We start from the raw sequence: 18,798 nt of genomic DNA on the forward strand, positions 1-18,798 counted from the left end.
TGCGCGGACGCCGTGGCACGATGGGACGATGAGCCGCCACGACGTGAAGAAGCTCGTCCTCATGCGCCACGCCGAGGCGGAGCACCCCCTCGGCACGGCCGACCACGACCGCCCGCTGACCCGCCGCGGGGCCGCCGAGGCCGAGGAGGCGGGCCGGCGGCTGCTGGCGGGCGGCCACGCTCCGGACATGATCCTGTGCTCGAGCGCCCTGCGCGCCCGGCAGAGCTGCACGTGGGTGTGCAGCGCGCTGGGCGAGGCCGCCCCGACGGCCAAGCTCGAGGACTCCCTCTACGCGGCGGCCGACGCCCGGATCCTGGCCGTGGTCAACCACGTGCCGGAGACCGTGGAGGCGCTGCTCGTGATCGGCCACCTGCCCGGCCTGCGGGAGGCAGCCCTGCGCCTGGCCACGCCCGACTCCGACTACGACGCCGTGATGGCCCTCGCCGACGGCTGCCCCACCGGCGCCTATGCCGTGCTCGAAGTCCCCGGCCCGTGGGCCGCACTGGACGGGGCCGACGCCCGCCTGGTGGACTTCTCGGTGCCGGGACCCGGTCGCCGCTGACGCGGCGCCGCGCCCGGGGTCGCAGATCGCGGCCCCGAGGACCCGGCACGGACGACGAGCGGACAGGAGCGAGGATGCGGCAGGTGGTGTTCCCCCCGACGGGGCGGCCCGTGGGGGCGATCGGCTACGGGGCCATGGGCCTGAGCTGGGCCTACGACCGGCGGGGCCTGGAGGAGCGGCAGAAGCGGGCGGTGCTCGAGACGGCGGTCGACCTCGGCATGACCGTCGTGGACACCGCCGTCCTCTACGGCGGCGGGGCCAACGAGGAGCTCGTCGGCGCTGCGCTCGCCCACCGGCGCGACGAGGTCCTCCTGTGCTCCAAGACCGGCCTGCGGGCCCGCTCCCTGGAGCCCCCGCGCACGGAGCGCTGCGGGCACCCGGACGAGGTGCGCCGCAGCGCGGAGGACAGCCTGCGCCGGCTGCGCACCGACGTGCTCGACCTCTACTACCTCCACCGCGTGGACCCGGAGGTGCCCCTCGAGGAGACCTGGGGCGCACTGGCCGAGCTGGTCGCGGAGGGCAAGGTCCGCCACCTCGGGCTCTCCGAGGTGAGTACCGCCCAGGCCGACCGCGCGCACGCCGTCCACCCCGTCGCGGCGGTCCAGTCCGAGTACTCCCTGTGGACGCGCGACCCCGACGGCTCCGGGGTCACCGCCGACGGCGAGCCCGCCGGGGACGTGATCGGCTGGTGCGCCGAGCACGGCGCCGCGTTCGTGCCGTTCTCCCCGCTGGGCCGCGGCTACCTCGCCGGCGCGCTCGGCGGGCGCGCCTTCTCCGCGGACGACTTCCGCTCCCGCAACCCCCGCTTCGCGCCCGAGGCGATGGCCGCCCAGGAGACGGTGCTCGCCCCGCTCCGGGAGGTCGCCGAGCGCCACGGGACCTCTCCGGCGGCGGTCGCGATCGCGTGGACCACGGTGGCCGGCGAGCACGTCGTCCCCATCCCCGGCACGAGCGACCTCGGCCACCTGCGCGAGGACGCGGCCGCGGCGGAGCTGCGGCTCACGGCCGAGGACCTCGCGGTGCTCGACCGCGTGGCGGCCCCCGCCCCGCGGTACTGACGCGGACGGGAGGCCCCCGCGGCGGGGGCCTCCCGTCCGGAACGGGGCGCGGGACTCAGCGGGTGAGTGCGGGGGCCTCCTCGGCCGCGGCGTGCCGGTCCTCGAGCTCCTGACGGACCTTGGCCTCGTGCAGGGCGCGCAGGGCGGCGTGCTCGGGGTTGCGGCGCAGCACCAGGTAGCCGGCGCCCAGGACCGCGAACCACAGCGGGGTGAGCAGCAGCGCCGTGCGGGTGTCCGGCTGCGTGGTCAGCGCCCAGAGGACGAACCCGAAGAACGCCAGGACCACCCAGGGCATGAACGTCCCGCCGGGCATCTTGAACGCGCTCGCGGCGTGGACCTGCGGACGGCGGCGCCGGTAGACGATGTAGCTGATCAGGATGATCGACCACACGAACATGAAGCACAGGGCCGAGACGGTGGTCACCATGGTGAAGGCCGCCGCGACGCTGCCCTCCGCGTAGAGCAGCACGACGCCGGCGAGCAGGAACATGCAGGAGAACAGCAGGGCGTTGCGGGGGACCCTGCGGGTCGAGAGCCGGCCGAAGGCCTTCGGCGCGTCGCCCTCCTGGGCCAGGCCGTAGACCATGCGCGAGGTCGAGTAGATGCCGGAGTTCGCCGAGGAGGTCGCCGAGGTGAGGACCACGAAGTTCACCACGCCGGCGGCCCCGACGAGGCCCGCGAGGGCGAACATGCCCACGAACGGCGACTCGGCGGCGCTGTAGGTGGTCCAGGGGCGCACGGCCATGAGCACGATCAGCGCACCCACGTAGAAGACGAGGATGCGGACCGGGATCGAGTTCACCGCCCGCGGCAGGGTCACCTCGGGGTCCTTGGCCTCGGCCGCGGTGGCGCCGACCAGCTCGATGCCCACGAAGGCGAACACGGCGATCTGGAAGCCGGCCACGAAGCCCATGAAGCCGGTGGGGAACATGCCGCCGTGCGCCCACAGGTTGCTCACCGACGCGCGGGCGCCGTCGGTCTCGAAGCCGGTGATGATCATGACCAGGCCGACGACGATCAGGGCGAGGATGGCGACGATCTTGATCAGGGCGAACCAGAACTCGGTCTCCCCGAAGGCGCGCACCGTCGGGAGGTTCAGCGCCAGCAGGAGCACGACGCAGGAGACCGCGGGGATCCACAGCGGCAGGTCGGGCCACCAGAAGGAGACGTAGTGGGCGATCGCGACCACGTCCGCGATCCCGGTGACCACCCAGCAGAACCAGTAGGTCCACCCCGTGAAGTACGAGGCCCAGGGGCCCAGGAGGTCCCCGGCGAAGTCGGAGAAGTTCTTGTACTCGGTGTTGCTCAGCAGCAGCTCGCCCATCGCCCGCATGACGAAGAAGAGCATGAAGCCGATGAGCATGTAGACGAAGATCACCGCGGGCCCGGCGACGGAGATGGTCTTGCCCGAGCCCATGAACAGGCCGGTGCCGATGGCGCCGCCGATGGCGATGAGCTGGATGTGGCGGCTGGACAGGGCTCTCTCGAGATGGGGCTGCTGCGTGGCTGAGCTCATGACGTGGTCTCTTCCTGTCGGTTCCTCGCGGAACACGGAACGGGGTGCTGCACCGGTGCAGGACCGCGCCGGGGTGCGGACAGGGCCCACCGCTCCCCGCGGGGGGAACGGGAACGGCCTGTGCCGGGCCCTGCGGCGGGCAGCGTCGTGCCGTGACGGGAGTCGGTGCCGGGGTGACGGTCGGCGGGCGCCCCTCCACCCGGGCGGGTGGTCGTGGGGAGGGGAGCGGTGATCGTCATGTCTCGGGAGAACTCCAGTGCTCGGCGCGGCCCTGCCGCGCGGTCCGTGGGTCCTCCCCGATCTGTTGCTCTGCCTGAGAGTTTCCGCCCTCCCGGACTGGGGGTGGGGCTTGCTCCTTCGGCGTGCGCGGAGGTGCTCCGCGCCACTTTCCAGATGCGCCTCGGTGCGGCGGTACGGGGGCCTGAGAGTTTCCCGGGGAGGAATTGCTCCTACGGCGCCCGCTCCACGACTGCTGAGCGGGACTCTCCCGCCGCACGTCCACGGCTGTGCTGTGACTGCAGTCACACCATAGGCCGGGTGTGCCGCAGCGCACAACTCGGCCGTTCTGCCGTGTCGTCGCAGGTCGCGACCGTGCCCGCGGCACGGCACGTCCGCGCGGTGCGGAGCGCGACGGCCCCGCCCGGCGTCCCCGGAGGGGCGCCGGACGGGGCCGGGAGGGGCAGGGGAGCTCGCGGTGCGCGGCTCAGCACTCGACGACGTTGACGGCCAGTCCGCCGAGCGCGGTCTCCTTGTACTTGTGGCTCATGTCCTTGCCGGTCTCGCGCATGGTGACGATGACCTCGTCGAGGCTCACCCGGTGGGTGCCGTCGCCCCACAGCGCCATCTTCGCGGCGTTGATGGCCTTGGCGGCGGCGATCGCGTTGCGCTCGATGCAGGGCACCTGCACGAGCCCGCCGATGGGGTCGCAGGTCAGGCCGAGGTTGTGCTCCATGGCGATCTCCGCGGCGTTCTCCACCTGCTCCGGGGTCCCGCCGAGGACCTCGGCCAGGCCGCCGGCGGCCATCGAGGAGGCGGAGCCGACCTCGCCCTGGCAGCCGACCTCGGCCCCGGAGATGGAGGCCTGCTCCTTGTACAGGACGCCCACGGCGCCGGCGGCCAGCAGGAAGCGGACCACGACGGACTCGCGGACCCGCCGCAGCTCCTCGGCGTCCCCGCCGGCCATCGCCCGCCGGATCTCGGGGGCGTAGTGGGTGGCGTAGAACAGCACGGCGGGGATGATCCCGGCCGCCCCGTTGGTCGGGGCGGTGACGACCCGCCCGCCGGAGGCGTTCTCCTCGTTGACGGCCAGAGCCACGAGGTTCACCCACTCCTGCCAGTAGGACGGGTCCCGGTCCGGGTCCTCCCGGCGCAGCCGGTCGTGCCAGGCCGGGGCCCGGCGGGCGACCTTGAGCCCGCCCGGCAGGGTGCCGGTGCGGCGCAGGCTGGAGTCCTTGCACTGCTCCATGACGTCCCAGATGTGCAGCAGCCCCGCCCGGATCTCCTCCTCGGTGCGCCAGGTGCGCTCGTCGGCCAGCATCACGTCGCTGATGGACAGGCCCGTGGCCCGGCAGTGCGCCAGGAGCTCCCGCGCGGTGCGGAACGGGTGCGGGACCTGCTTGCTGGCCTCGTCGAGCTCGGCCGCCGCCGCGTCCTCCTCGCCCTCCTGGACGATGAACCCGCCGCCGACCGAGAACCAGGTCTCGTCGGCCAGCACGGCCCCGTCCGCGTCGAGGGCCTGGAAGCGCATGCCGTTGGTGTGCCGCTCGAGCACGGTCAGCGGGTGCTGGACCATGTCCTCCACGGCGTACGGGAGGTCCTTGCGCCGGCCGAGGGCGGCGCACAGCCGCAGGGTGCCGCCGGCGGCGATGTCCGCCAGGCGCTCCTCGACCTGGTCGGGCAGCACGGTCTCGGGGTCGTAGCCCTCGAGGCCGAGGAGGATCGCGGTGAACGTGCCGTGCCCGCGGCCGGTGGCGGCGAGGGAGCCGTAGACGTCCACGCGCAGGCCGGCGGTCCGCTCGAGGAGCTCCTGCCCGACGAGGGTCTGGGCGAAGCGGCGGGCGGCGCGCATGGGGCCGACGGTGTGGGAGCTCGAGGGGCCGATGCCCACGGAGAAGAGGTCGAAGACGCTGATGGCCATGATGTGCTCCAGACGAGAGGGGTGCGGGGCGGCGCCGGGTGCGGAGGGGATCTCCCTGCGCACCCGGCGCCGCCCGGTGGGGAACCGGTGGCCCGGTCCTCAGCGGCCCGCGGTCAGCGGGGCCAGGCCGGGGTAGAGCGGGTGCGCCGAGGCCAGCGCCCGGACGCGGGACTCGAGGGCGGCCAGCACCGCCGGGTCCACGCCCCCGGCGCCCGCGCGGGCGCCGGCCACGAGGGTCTCGGCGATGATATCGGCCACCTCGGCGAAGGCCTCCGTCCCGAAGCCGCGGGTGGCCAGGGCCGGGGTGCCGATGCGCAGCCCGGAGGTGACCATCGGCGGGCGGGGGTCGAAGGGCACCGCGTTGCGGTTGACCGTGATGTCGACCCGGGCGAGGAGGTCCTCGGCCTGCTTGCCGTCCAGCTCGGAGTCGCGCAGGTCCACGAGGACCAGGTGCACGTCGGTGCCTCCGCTGACCACGGAGATCCCGGCCTCGGCGACGTCCGGGGCGAGCAGGCGCTCGGCGAGCAGGCGGGCGCCCTCGAGGGTGCGCCGCTGGCGGTCGCGGAACTCCTCCCCGGCGGCGATGCCGAAGGCGACCGCCTTGCCGGCGATCACGTGCTCCAGGGGGCCGCCCTGCTGGCCGGGGAAGACCGCCGAGTTGATCTTCTTGGCGACCTCGGCCTCGTTCGACAGGATGATCCCGCCCCGGGGACCTGCCAGGGTCTTGTGCGTGGTCGAGGTGACCACGTGGGCGTGGGGCACGGGGCTGGGGTGCAGCCCGGCGGCGACGAGCCCGGCGAAGTGGGCCATGTCGACCATGAGCCAGGCGCCCACCTCGTCGGCGATGCGGCGGAACGCGGCGAAGTCCAGCTGACGCGGGTACGCCGACCAGCCGGCGACGATGAGCCGGGGGCGGTGCTCCCGGGCCAGGCGGGCGACCTCGTCCATGTCCACCGTGCACGTGGCCTCGTCCACGCCGTAGGCCACGACCCGGTAGAGCTTGCCGGAGAAGTTCAGCTTCATGCCGTGGGTCAGGTGCCCGCCGTGGGCGAGGTCGAGCCCGAGGATGGTGTCCCCGGGGGTGAGCAGCGCGTGCATCACCGCGGCGTTGGCCTGGGCCCCGGAGTGGGGCTGGACGTTGGCGAAGGCGGCGCCGAACAGGTCCTTGACCCGGTCGACGGCCAGCTGCTCGATCACGTCGACGTGCTCGCAGCCGCCGTAGTAGCGCCGGCCGGGGTAGCCCTCGGCGTACTTGTTGGTCAGCACGGAGCCCTGGGCCTGCATCACGGCGCGGGCGGTGTGGTTCTCCGAGGCGATCATCTCCAGCCCGTCCTGCTGGCGGCGCAGCTCGGCGTCGATGCGCTCGGCGACCTCGGGGTCGAGCAGGGCGAGGTCCTGGTCGAGGGCGGAGGTCAGGGCGGTGGCGTCCGCGCTCATCCGAGCTCACCCCCGTTGGCGTCGGCGTACTCCTGGGCGGAGAGCAGCGGGCCCTCCTCGGAGACCTCGACGGTGAACAGCCAGCCGGCGCCGTAGGGGTCCTCGTTGAGGACGGCGGGGTTGTCCACGGCCTCGGCGTTGACCTCGACCACGGTGCCCGTGACGGGGGAGAACAGCTCGGAGACGGACTTGGTGGACTCGACCTCGCCGCAGACCTCGCCCGCGGTGACGGTGGAGCCGGCCTCGGGCAGGTCGAGGTAGACGACGTCGCCCAGGGCGTCGACGGCGACCTGGCTGATGCCGATGCGGGCGGGGGAGGCGGAGTCGATCCACTCGTGCTCCGCGGAGTAGCGCAGGTCGGGCAGGACGGTGCTCATGGTGGGGTCCTTTCGGTCAGGGCTCGGGGTCTACTTCTGGCGCCGGTAGAACGGCAGGGGGACGACGTCGAAGGTCTCGGGCTTGCCCCGCAGGTCCACCTCGAGGACGGTGCCGGGCTCGGCGAACGCGGTCTCCACGTAGGCGAGGGCGACGGGGTGGCCGAGGGTGGGGCTCGGCGCCCCGGAGGTGACCTCCCCGACGCGGCGGCCCTCGGCGAGCACCGGGTAGTGGCTGCGGGCGGAGCGGCGGCCGCGGCCGCGCAGGCCGACCAGGGTGCGGGTGACGCCCTCGTCGCGGCGGGCCTCGAGGGCGGCGCGGCCGACGAAGTCCTCCTCCTTCTTGAAGGACACGACCGGGCCCAGGCCCGCCTCGAAGGGCGTGACCTCGAGGCCGAGCTCCTGGCCGTAGAGCGGCATGCCGGCCTCGAGCCGGAGGGAGTCGCGGCTGGCCAGCCCGCAGGGGACGAGCCCGTGCTCCCGGCCGGCCGCCAGCAGGGCGTCCCACAGCGGGACGGCCTGCGCGTTCGGGACGTAGAGCTCGAAGCCGTCCTCGCCGGTGTAGCCGGTGCGGGCCAGCAGCACGGGGGTCCCGGCGACCGTGACGGTCCCGGCGGCGTAGTACTTCAGCCCGGTCACGGCCTCGTGCTGCCCGTCCGGGACCAGGCCCAGCAGGATCGCCTCGGCGGCCGGGCCCTGGACCGCGACCAGGGAGGTCTCGGCGGACTCGTCGGCGACGACGACGTCGAAGCCGGCCGCCCGCTCCCGGAGGGCGGCGGCGACCGTGGCCGCGTTGCCGGCGTTGGGCACGACGAGGAACTCCTGCTCGGCGAGCCGGTAGGTGATCAGGTCGTCGACGATCCCGCCCTCGGGGGTGCACAGGAGGGAGTACTTGGCCCGGCCCACGGCGATCACGGCGAGGTTGCCGACGAGCGCGGTGTTCAGGAACGTGCCCGCGTCGGGGCCGGAGACCCGCACCTCGCCCATGTGGGAGAGGTCGAAGAGCCCGGCCGCCTCGCGCACCGCGCGGTGCTCGGTGAGCTCGGAGGTGTACTTCAGGGGCATGTCCCAGCCGCCGAAGTCGGTGAAGGACGCGCCGAGGGTGGCGTGCCGGTCGTGCAGGGCGGTGTGCCGGGAGGTGGTGCTGACAGTCATGGTCTCGGTGCCTTTCGTGGCTGCGCCGGGTCAGTTCTCGAAGGCCTCGGGGGCCGGGCAGGAGCAGATCAGGGTCCGGTCCCCGGCCGCACCGTCGATGCGGCCCACGGGCGGGAAGTACTTGTCCTGCCGCAGGGAGGGGACGGGGAAGGCCGCCTGCTCGCGGGAGTAGGGCCGGTCCCACTGCGTGCCGGCGACGGCGACGGCGGTGTGCGGGGCCCGGCGCAGCGGCGAGTCCTCCACCGGGAAGTCCCCGGCGAGGACCTGGTCGATCTCGGCGCGGATCGCGATCATCGCCTCGACGAACCGGTCCAGCTCCGCGAGGTCCTCGGACTCGGTCGGCTCGACCATCAGGGTGCCCGCCACCGGGAAGGACAGCGTGGGCGCGTGGAAGCCGTAGTCGATCAGCCGCTTGGCGACGTCCTCGGCGGTGACCCCGCTGCGGGCCGTCAGCTCGCGCAGGTCGAGGATGCACTCGTGGGCCACGAGCCCGCGGTTGCCGGTGTAGAGCACCGGGAAGTGCTCGTCCAGCCGCGCCGCGACGTAGTTGGCGGAGAGCAGGGCGTGCTTCGTGGCCTCGGTCAGGCCCTCACCGCCCATCATCGCGACGTAGGCCCACGAGATGGGCAGCACCCCGGCGGAGCCGTAGGGGGCCGAGGTGACGGGCGTGCCCGTGCGGCCGTTGGACCCGCCCGCGGCGGCCCCGGGCAGGAACGGCACGAGGTGCTCGGCCACGGCCACGGGCCCGACGCCGGGCCCGCCGCCGCCGTGGGGGATGCAGAAGGTCTTGTGCAGGTTCAGGTGCGAGACGTCCCCGCCGAAGCGCCCGGGCTGGGCCAGGCCGACCAGGGCGTTGAGGTTCGCCCCGTCGATGTAGACCTGCCCGCCGGCGGCGTGGACCTTGTCGCAGACCTCGCGCACGTCGGCGTCGTAGACCCCGTGCGTGGAGGGGTAGGTGATCATGATGGCCGCCAGCCGGTCCCGGTGGGCCTCGAGCTTCGCGTCCAGGTCGGCGGCGTCGATGGTGCCGTCGGCGGCCGTCCGCACCACGACGACCTGCAGCCCGGCGAGCACGGCCGAGGCGGCGTTGGTGCCGTGGGCGGAGGCGGGGATGAGGCACACGGTCCGCTCGCCGGCGCCGTTGGCCAGGTGGTACTGGCGGATGGCCAGCAGCCCCGCGTACTCGCCCTGCGAGCCGGCGTTCGGGGCGATGGACACCCCGGCGTAGCCGGTGATCGCGCACAGGCGCGCCTCGAGGTCGTCGATGAGCTCCCGCCACCCCGCGGTCTGGTGGCCCGGGGCGAACGGGTGGATCCCGGCGAACTCCGGCCAGGAGATCGCCTCCATCTCGGCGGTGGCGTTGAGCTTCATGGTGCACGAGCCCAGCGGGATCATCGTGCGGTCCAGCGCCAGGTCCCGGTCGGAGAGCCGGCGCAGGTAGCGCATCATCTGGGTCTCGGAGCGGACCGTGTGGAAGATCGGGTGCGTCAGGTACTCGGAGCTGCGGGCCACGGCCGGGGACAGGGCGTGGGCGCCGTCCCGGGCCGCCGCCGCGGCGGCGGCCACGGCCGCTCCGGCGTCGCGGATCCCGAAGGCGGTGACCACGGCGACGAGGTGCTCGGTCGTCGTGACCTCGTCGGCCGAGACGCCGACGCTGTCCGCGTCGACGAGGCGCAGGTTCACGCCCAGGGCCTCGGCGGCCTCGACCACGGCCTCGGCGCGGCCGGGCACCCGGGCGCGGACGGTGTCGAAGAACTGCTCGGCGGCGAGCTCGACGCCGGCGCCGGCGAGCGCGCCGGCCAGGGTGCGGGCGTGGGCGTGCACGCGCTCGGCGATGGCGCGCAGCCCGGAGGGGCCGTGGTACACCGCGTACATGGAGGCCACCACCGCGAGCAGCGCCTGGGCGGTGCAGATGTTGGAGGTCGCCTTCTCCCGGCGGATGTGCTGCTCGCGCGTCTGCAGCGCGAGCCGGTAGGCCCGGGCCCCGGCGTCGTCGGTGGAGACCCCCACGAGACGGCCGGGCAGGGAGCGCTCCAGGCCCTTGCGCACGGCCATGTAGGCGGCGTGCGGGCCGCCGAAGAACAGGGGGACGCCGAAGCGCTGGGTGCTGCCGACGGCGATGTCCGCGCCCTGCTCGCCCGGGGGGACGATCAGGGTCAGGGCGAGGATGTCGGCGGCGACGGTCACCATGGCCCCGCGCTCCTTCGCCGCGGCGACGACCGCGGCGTGGTCGACGACGGCGCCGTCGTCGCCGGGCTGCTGGAGGACGATCCCGGAGATCTCCCCCTCGGGCAGGCCCGCCGAGAGGTCCGCGACCTCGACCTCGAAGCCGAGCGCGCGGGCCCGGCCCTGCACCACGGCGAGGGTCTGCGGGAAGAGGTTGGCGTCCAGGACGGTGCGGGCCTCGGCGCGGGCCTTGTTGGTCCGGCGCATCAGCAGCACCGCCTCGGCCACGGCGGAGGCCTCGTCGAGCAGGGAGGCGTTGGCCACGGGCAGCCCGGTCAGGTCCGCGACCATCGTCTGGTAGTTCAGCAGCGCCTCCAGCCGGCCCTGCGAGATCTCGGGCTGGTAGGGGGTGTAGGCGGTGTACCAGGCGGGGTTCTCCAGCACGTTGCGCAGGATCACCGGCGGGGTGAGGGTGTCGGAGAAGCCCTGGCCGATCATCTGCGTGCGCAGGACGTTGCGCGAGGCCATCCGGCGCAGCTCGGCGAGGGCTTCGGCCTCGGAGCGCGGCGCGGGCAGCTCCAGCGGCGCCTGCTGGCGGATGTCCGCGGGCACGGCGGTGTCGACGAGCTCGTCGAGGCCGGTCAGGCCGACGGCCGCGAGCATCGTGGCGGCCGCCCCGGCGTCGGGGCCGATGTGGCGGTCGGCGAAGGCGTCGCCGGCCGGGCGGGTGGTCGTGGGGAGGGGAGCGGTGATCGTCATGTCTCGGGAGAACTCCAGTGCTCGGCGCGGCCCTGCCGCGCGGTCCGTGGGTCCTCCCCGATCTGTTGCTCTGCCTGAGAGTTTCCGCCCTCCCGGACTGGGGGTGGGGCTTGCTCCTTCGGCGTGCGCGGAGGTGCTCCGCGCCACTTTCCAGATGCGCCTCGGTGCGGCGGTACGGGGGCCTGAGAGTTTCCCGGGGAGGAATTGCTCCTACGGCGCCCGCTCCACAACTGCTGAGCGGGACTCTCCCGCCGCACGTCGTCGACTGCAGTCGATGTGACTGTTCCCACACCGTAGCCGAGGTGTTGCGCCAGGTGCAACAGGATCGCCCGGTCCCGCGGGTGCTGTGACGCCGGGAGACGCGCCGGCCCGCGTCCGGCGGGGAGCGCGAGAAGGCCCCGGACCGTGCGGTCCGGGGCCTTCTGGTGGTGCGCCTGGAGGGATTCGAACCCCCAACCTTCTGATCCGTAGTCAGATGCTCTATCCGTTGAGCTACAGGCGCATCGGCTCCGCCCGGCGTCTCCGCCGCTCGAGCCGGGTACAACCTTACATGCGGCCTGCGGTTCTGCAAAACCGGGGTGAAGGGTGCGGGAAGCCGGGGGAACGCGCGGCCGGCGCGACGGGAGCGAGGGGTGCGCCCCGCCGGGGTGCCCGCGGGGCGGGGTGCGGGAGGGCCCGGCCCGCGGGGCGTAACCCTGCGCCCCGGCGCGGGTCCTGGGGGCTAGGATGGGCCGCACATCACAGTAGAGACCGGCCGCCCCTGCTTCCATGCACGCCGCTCGCTGTGGGCCCGGTGCCCCCCGGGCCGGAGCGCTCGACGGCGAGCGCGCACGACGAGGGCCGGGCGGTCGGCGGACGGCCTCAACGAGGAGACATGTCAATGGCTGACAACCCCACTGCAACGACGGAGACCACCGGGCTGAACGAGGCTGTGAAGGACGCGCTGGAGAACCCGCCCACCACCCACGCGCACCTGCTCGGGTGGGTGCGGGAGATGGCGGAGCTCACGCAGCCCGAGCGCATCCACTGGGTGGACGGCTCCGAGGAGGAGTGGGACCGGCTCACCGGCGAGCTGGTGGAGGCCGGCACGTTCGTGCGCCTGGCCGAGGACAAGTTCCCGAACTCCTTCGCCGCCTTCTCCGACCCGGACGACGTCGCCCGCGTCGAGGAGCGGACCTTCATCTGCACCAAGACCGAGAAGGGCGCGGGTCCCACCAACAACTGGGAGGACCCGGAGGTGATGAAGGCGACCCTGCGCAAGAAGTTCGCGGGCTCGATGCGCGGGCGCACCATGTACGTCATCCCCTTCGTCATGGGCCACCTCGACGCCGAGCACCCCAGCTACGGCGTGGAGATCTCCGACTCCGCCTACGTGGTGTGCTCCATGCGGATCATGGCCACGATCGGCACGCCCGTGCTGGAGAAGATGACGGCGCAGAACGCGTTCTTCGTCGAGTGCCTGCACTCCCTGGGCGCCCCGCTGGAGCCGGGCCAGCAGGACGTGCCCTGGCCGTGCAACCCCACCAAGTACATCGTGCAGTTCCCCGAGGACCGCGCGATCTGGTCCTTCGGCTCCGGCTACGGCGGCAACGCGCTGCTGGGCAAGAAGTGCTACGCCCTGCGCATCGCCTCCGCGATCGCCCACGACGAGGGCTGGCTGGCCGAGCACATGCTCATCCTCAAGATCACCGACCCGCAGGGCGGGACGCACTTCATCTCCGCGGCGTTCCCGTCCGCGTGCGGCAAGACGAACTTCGCGATGCTGGACTCCACGCTGGAGGGCTGGAAGACCGAGATGGTCGGGGACGACATCTCCTGGATCCGCTTCGGCAAGGACGGCCAGGCGCGGGTGGTCAACCCCGAGGCCGGCCTCTTCGGCGTGGCCCCCGGCACCGGGTGGCCGACCAACCCCAACGCGATGCACGCGATCGCCAAGGGCAACACCATCTTCACCAACGTGGCGCTCACCGACGACGGCGGCGTGTGGTGGGAGGGGATGACCGAGGAGACCCCGGCGCACCTGACCGACTGGAAGGGCAACGACTGGACCCCCGACTCCGGGCGCCCGGCCGCGCACCCCAACTCCCGCTTCTGCACGCCCATCAAGCAGGTCGACACGCTCGCCCCCGAGTACGACGACCCGAACGGCGTGCCGCTGTCCGCGATCATCTTCGGTGGCCGGCGCAAGACCACCGTCCCGCTCGTCTCGCAGTCCTTCGGCTGGGAGCACGGCGTCTTCCAGGGCGCCACGCTCTCCTCGGAGACCACGGCGGCCGCCAAGGGCGCCGTGGGCGTGGTCCGCCGCGACCCCATGGCGATGCTCCCGTTCATCGGCTACAACGCCAACGACTACCTCGAGCACTGGCTCGACACCGGGGCGCGGGTCGGCGAGGAGAACATGCCGAAGATCTTCTACGTCAACTGGTTCCGCCGCACCCCCGAGGGCGGGTTCGCCTGGCCCGGCTTCGGCGAGAACACCCGCGTGGTGAAGTGGATCGTCGAGCGGCTGCAGGGCCGGGCCGGCGGCCGGGAGACCCCGGTCGGCGTCCTGCCCCGCAAGGAGGACCTGGACCTGACGGGCCTGGAGATCACCGACGCCGAGCTCGAGGCCGCCCTGACGGTCGACGCCGAGGAGTGGCGGGCCGAGCTGCCCAGCATCGACGAGTGGTTCCGCAGGCTCGGGGCCGTCCCGGAGGTCCTGCTCGAGCAGCGCGCCGGGCTCGAGGAGCGCCTGAACCAGGCCTGAGCACCTGCTCCGCGGTCCGCGAGGGGCCCTTCCCGCCACGGGGAGGGCCCCTCGCGGCGTCCCGGGCCGCCGCGGACCCGGGGTCGCTCGCCCGCCCGGGGCCCGCGTGGGAGAATGGACGGTCCGCCCGCGAGTCCCGGGACGGGCGGGAGGACGGGGAGCGATCCCCGGAGGAAGGGGTGCCACCGTGCGGCTGACGGCGTTCTCGGACATCGCCCTGCGGGTGCTGCTGCTGACCGGCGCGGCGCCCGAGGGCGAGAGGCTCACCACGCGCGCCATCGCCGAGGGCGTCGGCGCGCCCTACCACCACGTGACCAAGACCGTGGGCCGGCTCAGCGGGCTGGGGCTGCTCGCCTCCAGCCGCGGGCGCGCCGGCGGGGTGTCGATCACGCCCGCCGGCCTGGAGGCCTCCGTCGGGGCGCTGCTGCGCGAGCTCGAGGCCGGCTCCGCGATGGTCGAGTGCGAGGCCCCCGGCGGCAGCTGCCCCCTGGACCGGTCCTGCCGGCTGCGCCGCGTGCTGGCCGACGCCCGCGAGGCCTTCTTCCGCGAGCTCGACGGCGTCCGTGTGCGCGAGCTCGTGAGCGGGCGCCAGGCCGGGCCGGTGCTCGTCAGCATCGGGCTGCGGCCCCCGGAGCAGCCCGGCAGCACGGCCGCCGCGCCGATTCCTTAATAAAGCATCTCAGATGCTAGTTTTGGGGTGTCCACCACCGGCACCCCAGGAGGCAACCGTGCTGTCCGAGAAGTCCCGCCCCGTCATCGAGCAGACCATCGGCGTCGTCGCCGAGCGCATCCCGTTCATCACCCCGGAGTTCTACCGCTCCATGTTCGAGGCGCGCCCCGATCTGCTGGACGGGATGTTCAGCCGCTCCAACCAGAAGAACGGGACGCAGGCGCAGGCCCTCGCCGGCTCGATCGCGATGTTCGCCTCCTGGCTGCTCTCCCACCCGGACAGCTACCCCGACGAGCTGCTGTCCCGCGTGGCGCACAAGCACGCGTCCCTGGGCGTGCTGCCCGAGCACTACCCGATCGTCCACGAGCACCTGTTCGGCGCGATCGCCCGGGACCTCGGCGACGCCGTCACGCCCGAGGTCGCGGCCGCCTGGGACGAGGTGTACTGGCTGATGGCCGACGCCCTCATCAAGATCGAGGAGGGCCTGTACGCAGCCCAGGCCAACGCCGTGGCGTTCGCCCCGTTCCGGGTCGCGGCCAAGGAGCGGACCGGGGCCACCACCACGGCCATCACCCTCGAGCCCGCCGACGACACCCCGATGACCCCCGCGGTGGCGGGCCAGTACGTGACCGTCCAGGTCCGGATGCCCGACGGCGTGGAGCAGCCGCGGCAGTTCACGCTCGTGCCCGGACCGGAGGGGGCCCGCCGCATCGCCGTCCGCCTCGACGAGCGCGGCGAGGTCACCCCGGTGCTGCACCACGACGTGCAGGTGGGCGACGTGCTGCGGGTCTCGAACCCCTACGGCGACGTCGTGCTCCCCGAGGGGGAGGGCCCCCTGGTGCTGGCCTCCGCCGGCATCGGCGTCACCCCCATGCTCGCGTTCCTGGACCGGCTCGTCCGCGAGGAGTCCCGGCGCGAGGTCCTGGTGCTGCACGCCGACCGCTCGCTGGCCACCTGGCCGCTGCGGGAGCTGCACGAGCTGCTCGTGGCCGAGCTGCCCGCCGCGCGCCTGGAGACCTGGATGGAGACCCCCGGCGAGGGCGACCACCACGGGTTCATGGACCTGACCGGCGTGCCGATCCCCGCCGACGCCCAGGTGGTGCTGTGCGGTCCCCTGCCCTTCATGCGGGCGGCCCGCTCGGCCGCGATCGCCCAGGGCGTGCCCGGCCGCAGCATCGCCTACGAGATCCTCGGCCCCGACCAGTGGATGCTCCACGACGAGGCGCGCGAGGCCGTCGCGGCCTGAGACCGGGGGCCGGGAGCCCCGGCAGCACGGAGCCCCGCCGGACGGTGTCCGGCGGGGCTCCGTGCGCTCGGCGCTCAGGCGCGCACGATCCCCAGCACCCGGTCGCGCACCCGCTCCATGGTCGCGGCGTCCTCGGCCTCGACGTTCAGGCGCAGGAACGGCTCGGTGTTGGACGGGCGCAGGTTGAACCACCAGCCCTCCCCGGCGCTGGTGAACGTGGTCCCGTCCAGGTCCTCGACATCGACCCCGGGGCCCGCGAAGGCCTCGGCGACCCGGCGCACGGCGGCGTCCTTGTCCGCGACCTCGGAGTTGATCTCGCCCGAGGCGGCGTAGGGGTCGTACTGGTGCATCAGCTCGCTCAGCGGGCGGTCCTGCTCGCCCAGGGCGGCCAGCAGGTGCATGGCCGCGAGCATGCCGGTGTCCGCGTTGAAGAAGTCCTTGAAGTAGTAGTGCGCGGAGTGCTCCCCCCCGAACACGGCCCCCTCCTCGGCCATCACGGCCTTGATGAAGGAGTGCCCCACCCGGGTGCGCACCGGCCGGCCGCCACGGGCCGTGACCAGCTCCGGGACGGCCCGGGAGGTGATGAGGTTGTGGATGATCACCGGGGACTCGACGCCCTCGGCCCGGGCCCGGTCGATCTCGCGCTCGGCCACGAGCGCCGTGACGGCCGAGGGGGAGATCGTCCCGCCCTGCTCGTCGACCACGAAGCAGCGGTCGGCGTCGCCGTCGAAGGCGATCCCGAGGTCGGCGCCGTGCTCGCGCACCGCCGCCTGCAGGTCGCGCAGGTTCTCCGGCTCGAGCGGGTTCGCCGGGTGGTTCGGGAAGGTGCCGTCGAGCTCGAAGTACAGGGGCACGATCTCCAGGGGCAGCGGCTCCAGCACGGACCCGCCCAGCACCGCGGGGGTGGTCAGCCCGGCCATGCCGTTGCCGGCGTCGACCACGACCTTCAGCGGACGGGTCCCGGAGAGGTCCACGAGCCCGCGCAGGTAGGCGGCGTAGTCGGCCAGCACGTCGCGCTCGCCCACCGTGCCGGCAGCGGCGGCGGCCGGGACGGCGCCGTCGTCGAGGTAGCGCTGGGCGAGGTCGCGGATCTCGTGGAGCCCGGTCTCCGAGGAGACCGGCACGGCCCCGGCCCGGGACATCTTCATCCCGTTGTACTGGGCCGGGTTGTGGCTCGCGGTGAAGGTCACCCCGGCCGCGTCGAGGGTGCCGCAGGCGAAGTAGAGCTCGTCGGTGGAGATCAGCCCGATCTTCACGACGTCGGCCCCGCGGCGGGTCGCGCCCTCGGCGAAGGCGTCCACGAACGCGGGGGAGGAGGGGCGCATGTCCCCGCCGACCAGCACCGTGCGACCGGCCAGGTCCAGGACGTCCACGAACGCGGCGCCGGTGGCGCGCACGGTGTCCTCGGTGATGGACTCGCCCACGATGCCGCGGACGTCGTAGGCCTTGAACGAAGCTGAGAGATCGATAGTCACAAGGGGTGATCCTATGCCACGGGCTCCCCGGGGCACGCGGATCCCTGTGGTTGGATGAGCGGCATGGGTGAGATCTTCGGCATGCGCAATCCGGTCCAGCACTACGCGTGGGGCTCCCGCGAGGTCCTGGCGCGGCTGCGCGGCGGGCCCGTCCCGAGCCCCGAGCCGGAGGCCGAGCTGTGGGTCGGGGCCCACCCCGCGGCGCCCTCCGCGGTGCTCGTCGACGGGCGGGAGGAGCCGCTGGACGCCCTGGTCGGGGCGGACCCCGGGCGCTTCCTGCCGGAGGGGACGGGGGACCGGCTGCCGTTCCTGCTGAAGATCCTGGCGATCGACGCCCCGCTGTCCCTGCAGGTCCACCCCACCCCCGAGCAGGCCCGGGCCGGCTTCGAGCGCGAGGAGCGCGCCGGGATCCCCCTCGAGGCGCCCGAGCGCAACTACAAGGACCGCTCCGCCAAGCCCGAGACCGTCGTCGCGGTCTCCCGCACCGAGGTGCTCACGGGCCTGCAGCCCGCGGACCGGCTGCGCGCCACGGCCCGGCGCCTGGACCTGGACTGGCTGTGCCGGCTGCTCGACGCGGACCGGCCCCTCCTGCCGGCCGTCCTGGGCCTGGACGACGACGCCGCCCGCACCGCCGTCGCGGCGACCCTCGCCGCGGCCCGCGCCGCGGACCCTCAGGACCCGGTCGCCCGGCTGGTCCGCCACGTCCACGACCGCCACCCGGGCGACCGCGGGCTGCTCGTGGCCGTGTGCATGCACCACGTGGTGCTGGAACCGGGGCAGTCCCTGCACACCCCGGCCGGGCAGCTGCACGCCTACCTCTCAGGGACCGCCGTGGAGGTCATGGCCTCCTCGGACAACGTGCTGCGCGCGGGGCTGACCGGCAAGCACGTCGACGTCGCCGAGCTGCTGGCGGTGCTGGCCCCCGAGCAGGCGGCCCCCGAGGTCGTGGACCCGCCCACCGGGCCCGACGGCGCCCGGCACTACCCGCTGTGGGACGACCGGCTCGAGCTCACCGCCCACGAGCTGGTCCCCGGCCGCACCGCCCGCGCGCAGCTGCGCGGCACCGCGGTGGTCCTGACCGCCGCCGGCACGGCCGCGCTGCGCGCCGGCGGGCGGCAGTGGCCCCTGGGCGGCGGACAGTCCCTGCTGCACACGGGCGGGCCCACGCCCGTGGAGCTGAGCGGCGAGGGGACCGTGTTCACGGCCGGGTGCCGCTGACGGACCCGGCCCCTACACTGGGCCCACCGGTCCCGGAAGGCCCGGGCCCGGCAGGGAGGTCCACCGTGGTCACCACCTCGTCCGACGGCCTGCGCGGCACCACCGCGCCGTGCCCCCGCTGCGGCGGCACGGGCTTCGAGCTCGTCTACGTCCAGATCATGCCCGACGACTGGGACCGGGCCCGCGACGTCGAGCTCGCCTCGCCGTCGATGATGCTGCCGGACGGCCGGGCCCCCGAGTTCGCCTGCCAGGACCCCGCCTGCCGCCACCTGTGGTGAG

Annotated in this window: 14 protein-coding genes, 1 tRNA gene and 2 riboswitches; of the genes, 7 read left to right on the plus strand and 8 right to left on the minus strand. The window is 73.8% G+C overall.

From position 1 onward, the window contains the following. The first annotated feature begins 28 nt into the window (after window positions 1–28). Together LQU92_RS09495 and LQU92_RS09500 are read left to right on the plus strand one after the other, a co-directional pair. On the plus strand, window positions 29–562 hold the full coding sequence (locus LQU92_RS09495; RefSeq protein ID WP_230780201.1) for a histidine phosphatase family protein: 534 nt from the start codon (window positions 29–31) through the stop codon (window positions 560–562). 74 nt (window positions 563–636) lie between these two features. Next, window positions 637–1,620 (plus strand): aldo/keto reductase, encoded by a 984-nt coding sequence (locus tag LQU92_RS09500; protein ID WP_230780204.1) that lies wholly within the window; start codon window positions 637–639, stop codon window positions 1,618–1,620. A 55-nt stretch (window positions 1,621–1,675) separates the two neighbouring features. Here the strand turns inward: LQU92_RS09500 and cycA are convergent, their stop codons facing one another. The 7 genes from cycA to LQU92_RS09535 form a co-directional block, all read right to left on the minus strand. Then, complete coding sequence (gene cycA, locus LQU92_RS09505; protein ID WP_101851687.1) at window positions 1,676–3,136, minus strand: D-serine/D-alanine/glycine transporter; 1,461 nt, start codon at window positions 3,134–3,136, stop codon at window positions 1,676–1,678. A gap of 399 nt (window positions 3,137–3,535) precedes the next feature. Continuing rightward, a riboswitch (glycine riboswitch) is annotated at window positions 3,536–3,636 on the minus strand. 203 nt (window positions 3,637–3,839) lie between these two features. Continuing rightward, window positions 3,840–5,273 carry an L-serine ammonia-lyase gene (locus LQU92_RS09510; protein WP_101851688.1) on the minus strand — a complete coding sequence of 478 codons (1,434 nt, stop codon included), beginning with the start codon at window positions 5,271–5,273 and terminating at the stop codon, window positions 3,840–3,842. Between the two features lie 99 nt (window positions 5,274–5,372). After that, window positions 5,373–6,710, minus strand: a complete 1,338-nt coding sequence (glyA, locus tag LQU92_RS09515; RefSeq protein ID WP_230780207.1) for a serine hydroxymethyltransferase — start codon at window positions 6,708–6,710, stop codon at window positions 5,373–5,375. After that, on the minus strand, window positions 6,707–7,087 hold the full coding sequence (gene gcvH / locus LQU92_RS09520) for a glycine cleavage system protein GcvH (protein WP_058857169.1): 381 nt from the start codon (window positions 7,085–7,087) through the stop codon (window positions 6,707–6,709). The genes glyA and gcvH overlap by 4 nt, the downstream gene beginning before the upstream one ends. A gap of 30 nt (window positions 7,088–7,117) precedes the next feature. Then, entirely contained in the window at window positions 7,118–8,239 is a 1,122-nt protein-coding gene (gcvT, locus tag LQU92_RS09525; protein ID WP_230780209.1) for a glycine cleavage system aminomethyltransferase GcvT, read from the minus strand. Window positions 8,240–8,269: 30 nt separating this feature from the next. Further along, window positions 8,270–11,164, minus strand: a complete 2,895-nt coding sequence (gcvP, locus tag LQU92_RS09530) for an aminomethyl-transferring glycine dehydrogenase (RefSeq protein WP_230780212.1) — start codon at window positions 11,162–11,164, stop codon at window positions 8,270–8,272. Window positions 11,165–11,324: 160 nt separating this feature from the next. Further along, window positions 11,325–11,425: riboswitch (glycine riboswitch) on the minus strand. 165 nt (window positions 11,426–11,590) lie between these two features. Then, window positions 11,591–11,666: transfer RNA gene (locus LQU92_RS09535), tRNA-Arg, on the minus strand. Between the two features lie 378 nt (window positions 11,667–12,044). On the opposite strand from LQU92_RS09535, the gene LQU92_RS09540 reads away from it, so the two are divergent. The 3 genes from LQU92_RS09540 (at window position 12,045) to LQU92_RS09550 (ending at window position 15,826) form a co-directional block, all read left to right on the plus strand. Next, window positions 12,045–13,910: a phosphoenolpyruvate carboxykinase (GTP) gene (locus LQU92_RS09540; RefSeq protein WP_180814641.1), complete on the plus strand. Its 1,866-nt coding sequence runs from the start codon at window positions 12,045–12,047 to the stop codon at window positions 13,908–13,910. Between the two features lie 187 nt (window positions 13,911–14,097). Then, a complete protein-coding gene (locus tag LQU92_RS09545; protein WP_230780215.1) occupies window positions 14,098–14,580 on the plus strand; it encodes an Rrf2 family transcriptional regulator in 483 nt (160 codons plus the stop codon). A 58-nt stretch (window positions 14,581–14,638) separates the two neighbouring features. Then, entirely contained in the window at window positions 14,639–15,826 is a 1,188-nt protein-coding gene (locus LQU92_RS09550) for a globin domain-containing protein (RefSeq protein ID WP_101851693.1), read from the plus strand. A gap of 74 nt (window positions 15,827–15,900) precedes the next feature. Here LQU92_RS09550 and LQU92_RS09555 read toward each other — a convergent pair whose 3' ends face one another. Then, window positions 15,901–17,301 carry a phosphomannomutase/phosphoglucomutase gene (locus tag LQU92_RS09555; protein WP_230780218.1) on the minus strand — a complete coding sequence of 467 codons (1,401 nt, stop codon included), beginning with the start codon at window positions 17,299–17,301 and terminating at the stop codon, window positions 15,901–15,903. 63 nt (window positions 17,302–17,364) lie between these two features. Between LQU92_RS09555 and manA the strand changes: the two genes are divergently transcribed. Together manA and LQU92_RS09565 are read left to right on the plus strand one after the other, a co-directional pair. Then, window positions 17,365–18,519, plus strand: a complete 1,155-nt coding sequence (manA, locus tag LQU92_RS09560) for a mannose-6-phosphate isomerase, class I (RefSeq protein WP_230780221.1) — start codon at window positions 17,365–17,367, stop codon at window positions 18,517–18,519. 65 nt (window positions 18,520–18,584) lie between these two features. Continuing rightward, a complete protein-coding gene (locus LQU92_RS09565; RefSeq protein WP_101851695.1) occupies window positions 18,585–18,797 on the plus strand; it encodes a hypothetical protein in 213 nt (70 codons plus the stop codon). The last annotated feature ends 1 nt before the right edge of the window (window position 18,798 follow it).

It is taken from the genome of Kocuria sp. LUK (assembly GCF_021012935.1).
Classification (GTDB): Bacteria; Actinomycetota; Actinomycetes; order Actinomycetales; family Micrococcaceae; genus Kocuria; species Kocuria flava.

What these genes read in the sequence shown, in the direction of transcription:
- LQU92_RS09495 (WP_230780201.1), top strand. Translation starts at nt 29, where the DNA reads ATGAGCCGCCACGACGTGAAGAAGCTCGTCCTCATGCGCCACGCCGAG.
- LQU92_RS09500 (WP_230780204.1), top strand. Translation starts at nt 637, where the DNA reads ATGCGGCAGGTGGTGTTCCCCCCGACGGGGCGGCCCGTGGGGGCGATC.
- gcvH (WP_058857169.1), bottom strand. Translation starts at nt 7,087, where the DNA reads ATGAGCACCGTCCTGCCCGACCTGCGCTACTCCGCGGAGCACGAGTGG.
- gcvT (WP_230780209.1), bottom strand. Translation starts at nt 8,239, where the DNA reads ATGACTGTCAGCACCACCTCCCGGCACACCGCCCTGCACGACCGGCAC.
- manA (WP_230780221.1), top strand. Translation starts at nt 17,365, where the DNA reads ATGGGTGAGATCTTCGGCATGCGCAATCCGGTCCAGCACTACGCGTGG.
- gcvP (WP_230780212.1), bottom strand. Translation starts at nt 11,164, where the DNA reads ATGACGATCACCGCTCCCCTCCCCACGACCACCCGCCCGGCCGGCGAC.
- cycA (WP_101851687.1), bottom strand. Translation starts at nt 3,136, where the DNA reads ATGAGCTCAGCCACGCAGCAGCCCCATCTCGAGAGAGCCCTGTCCAGC.
- LQU92_RS09510 (WP_101851688.1), bottom strand. Translation starts at nt 5,273, where the DNA reads ATGGCCATCAGCGTCTTCGACCTCTTCTCCGTGGGCATCGGCCCCTCG.
- glyA (WP_230780207.1), bottom strand. Translation starts at nt 6,710, where the DNA reads ATGAGCGCGGACGCCACCGCCCTGACCTCCGCCCTCGACCAGGACCTC.
- LQU92_RS09540 (WP_180814641.1), top strand. Translation starts at nt 12,045, where the DNA reads ATGGCTGACAACCCCACTGCAACGACGGAGACCACCGGGCTGAACGAG.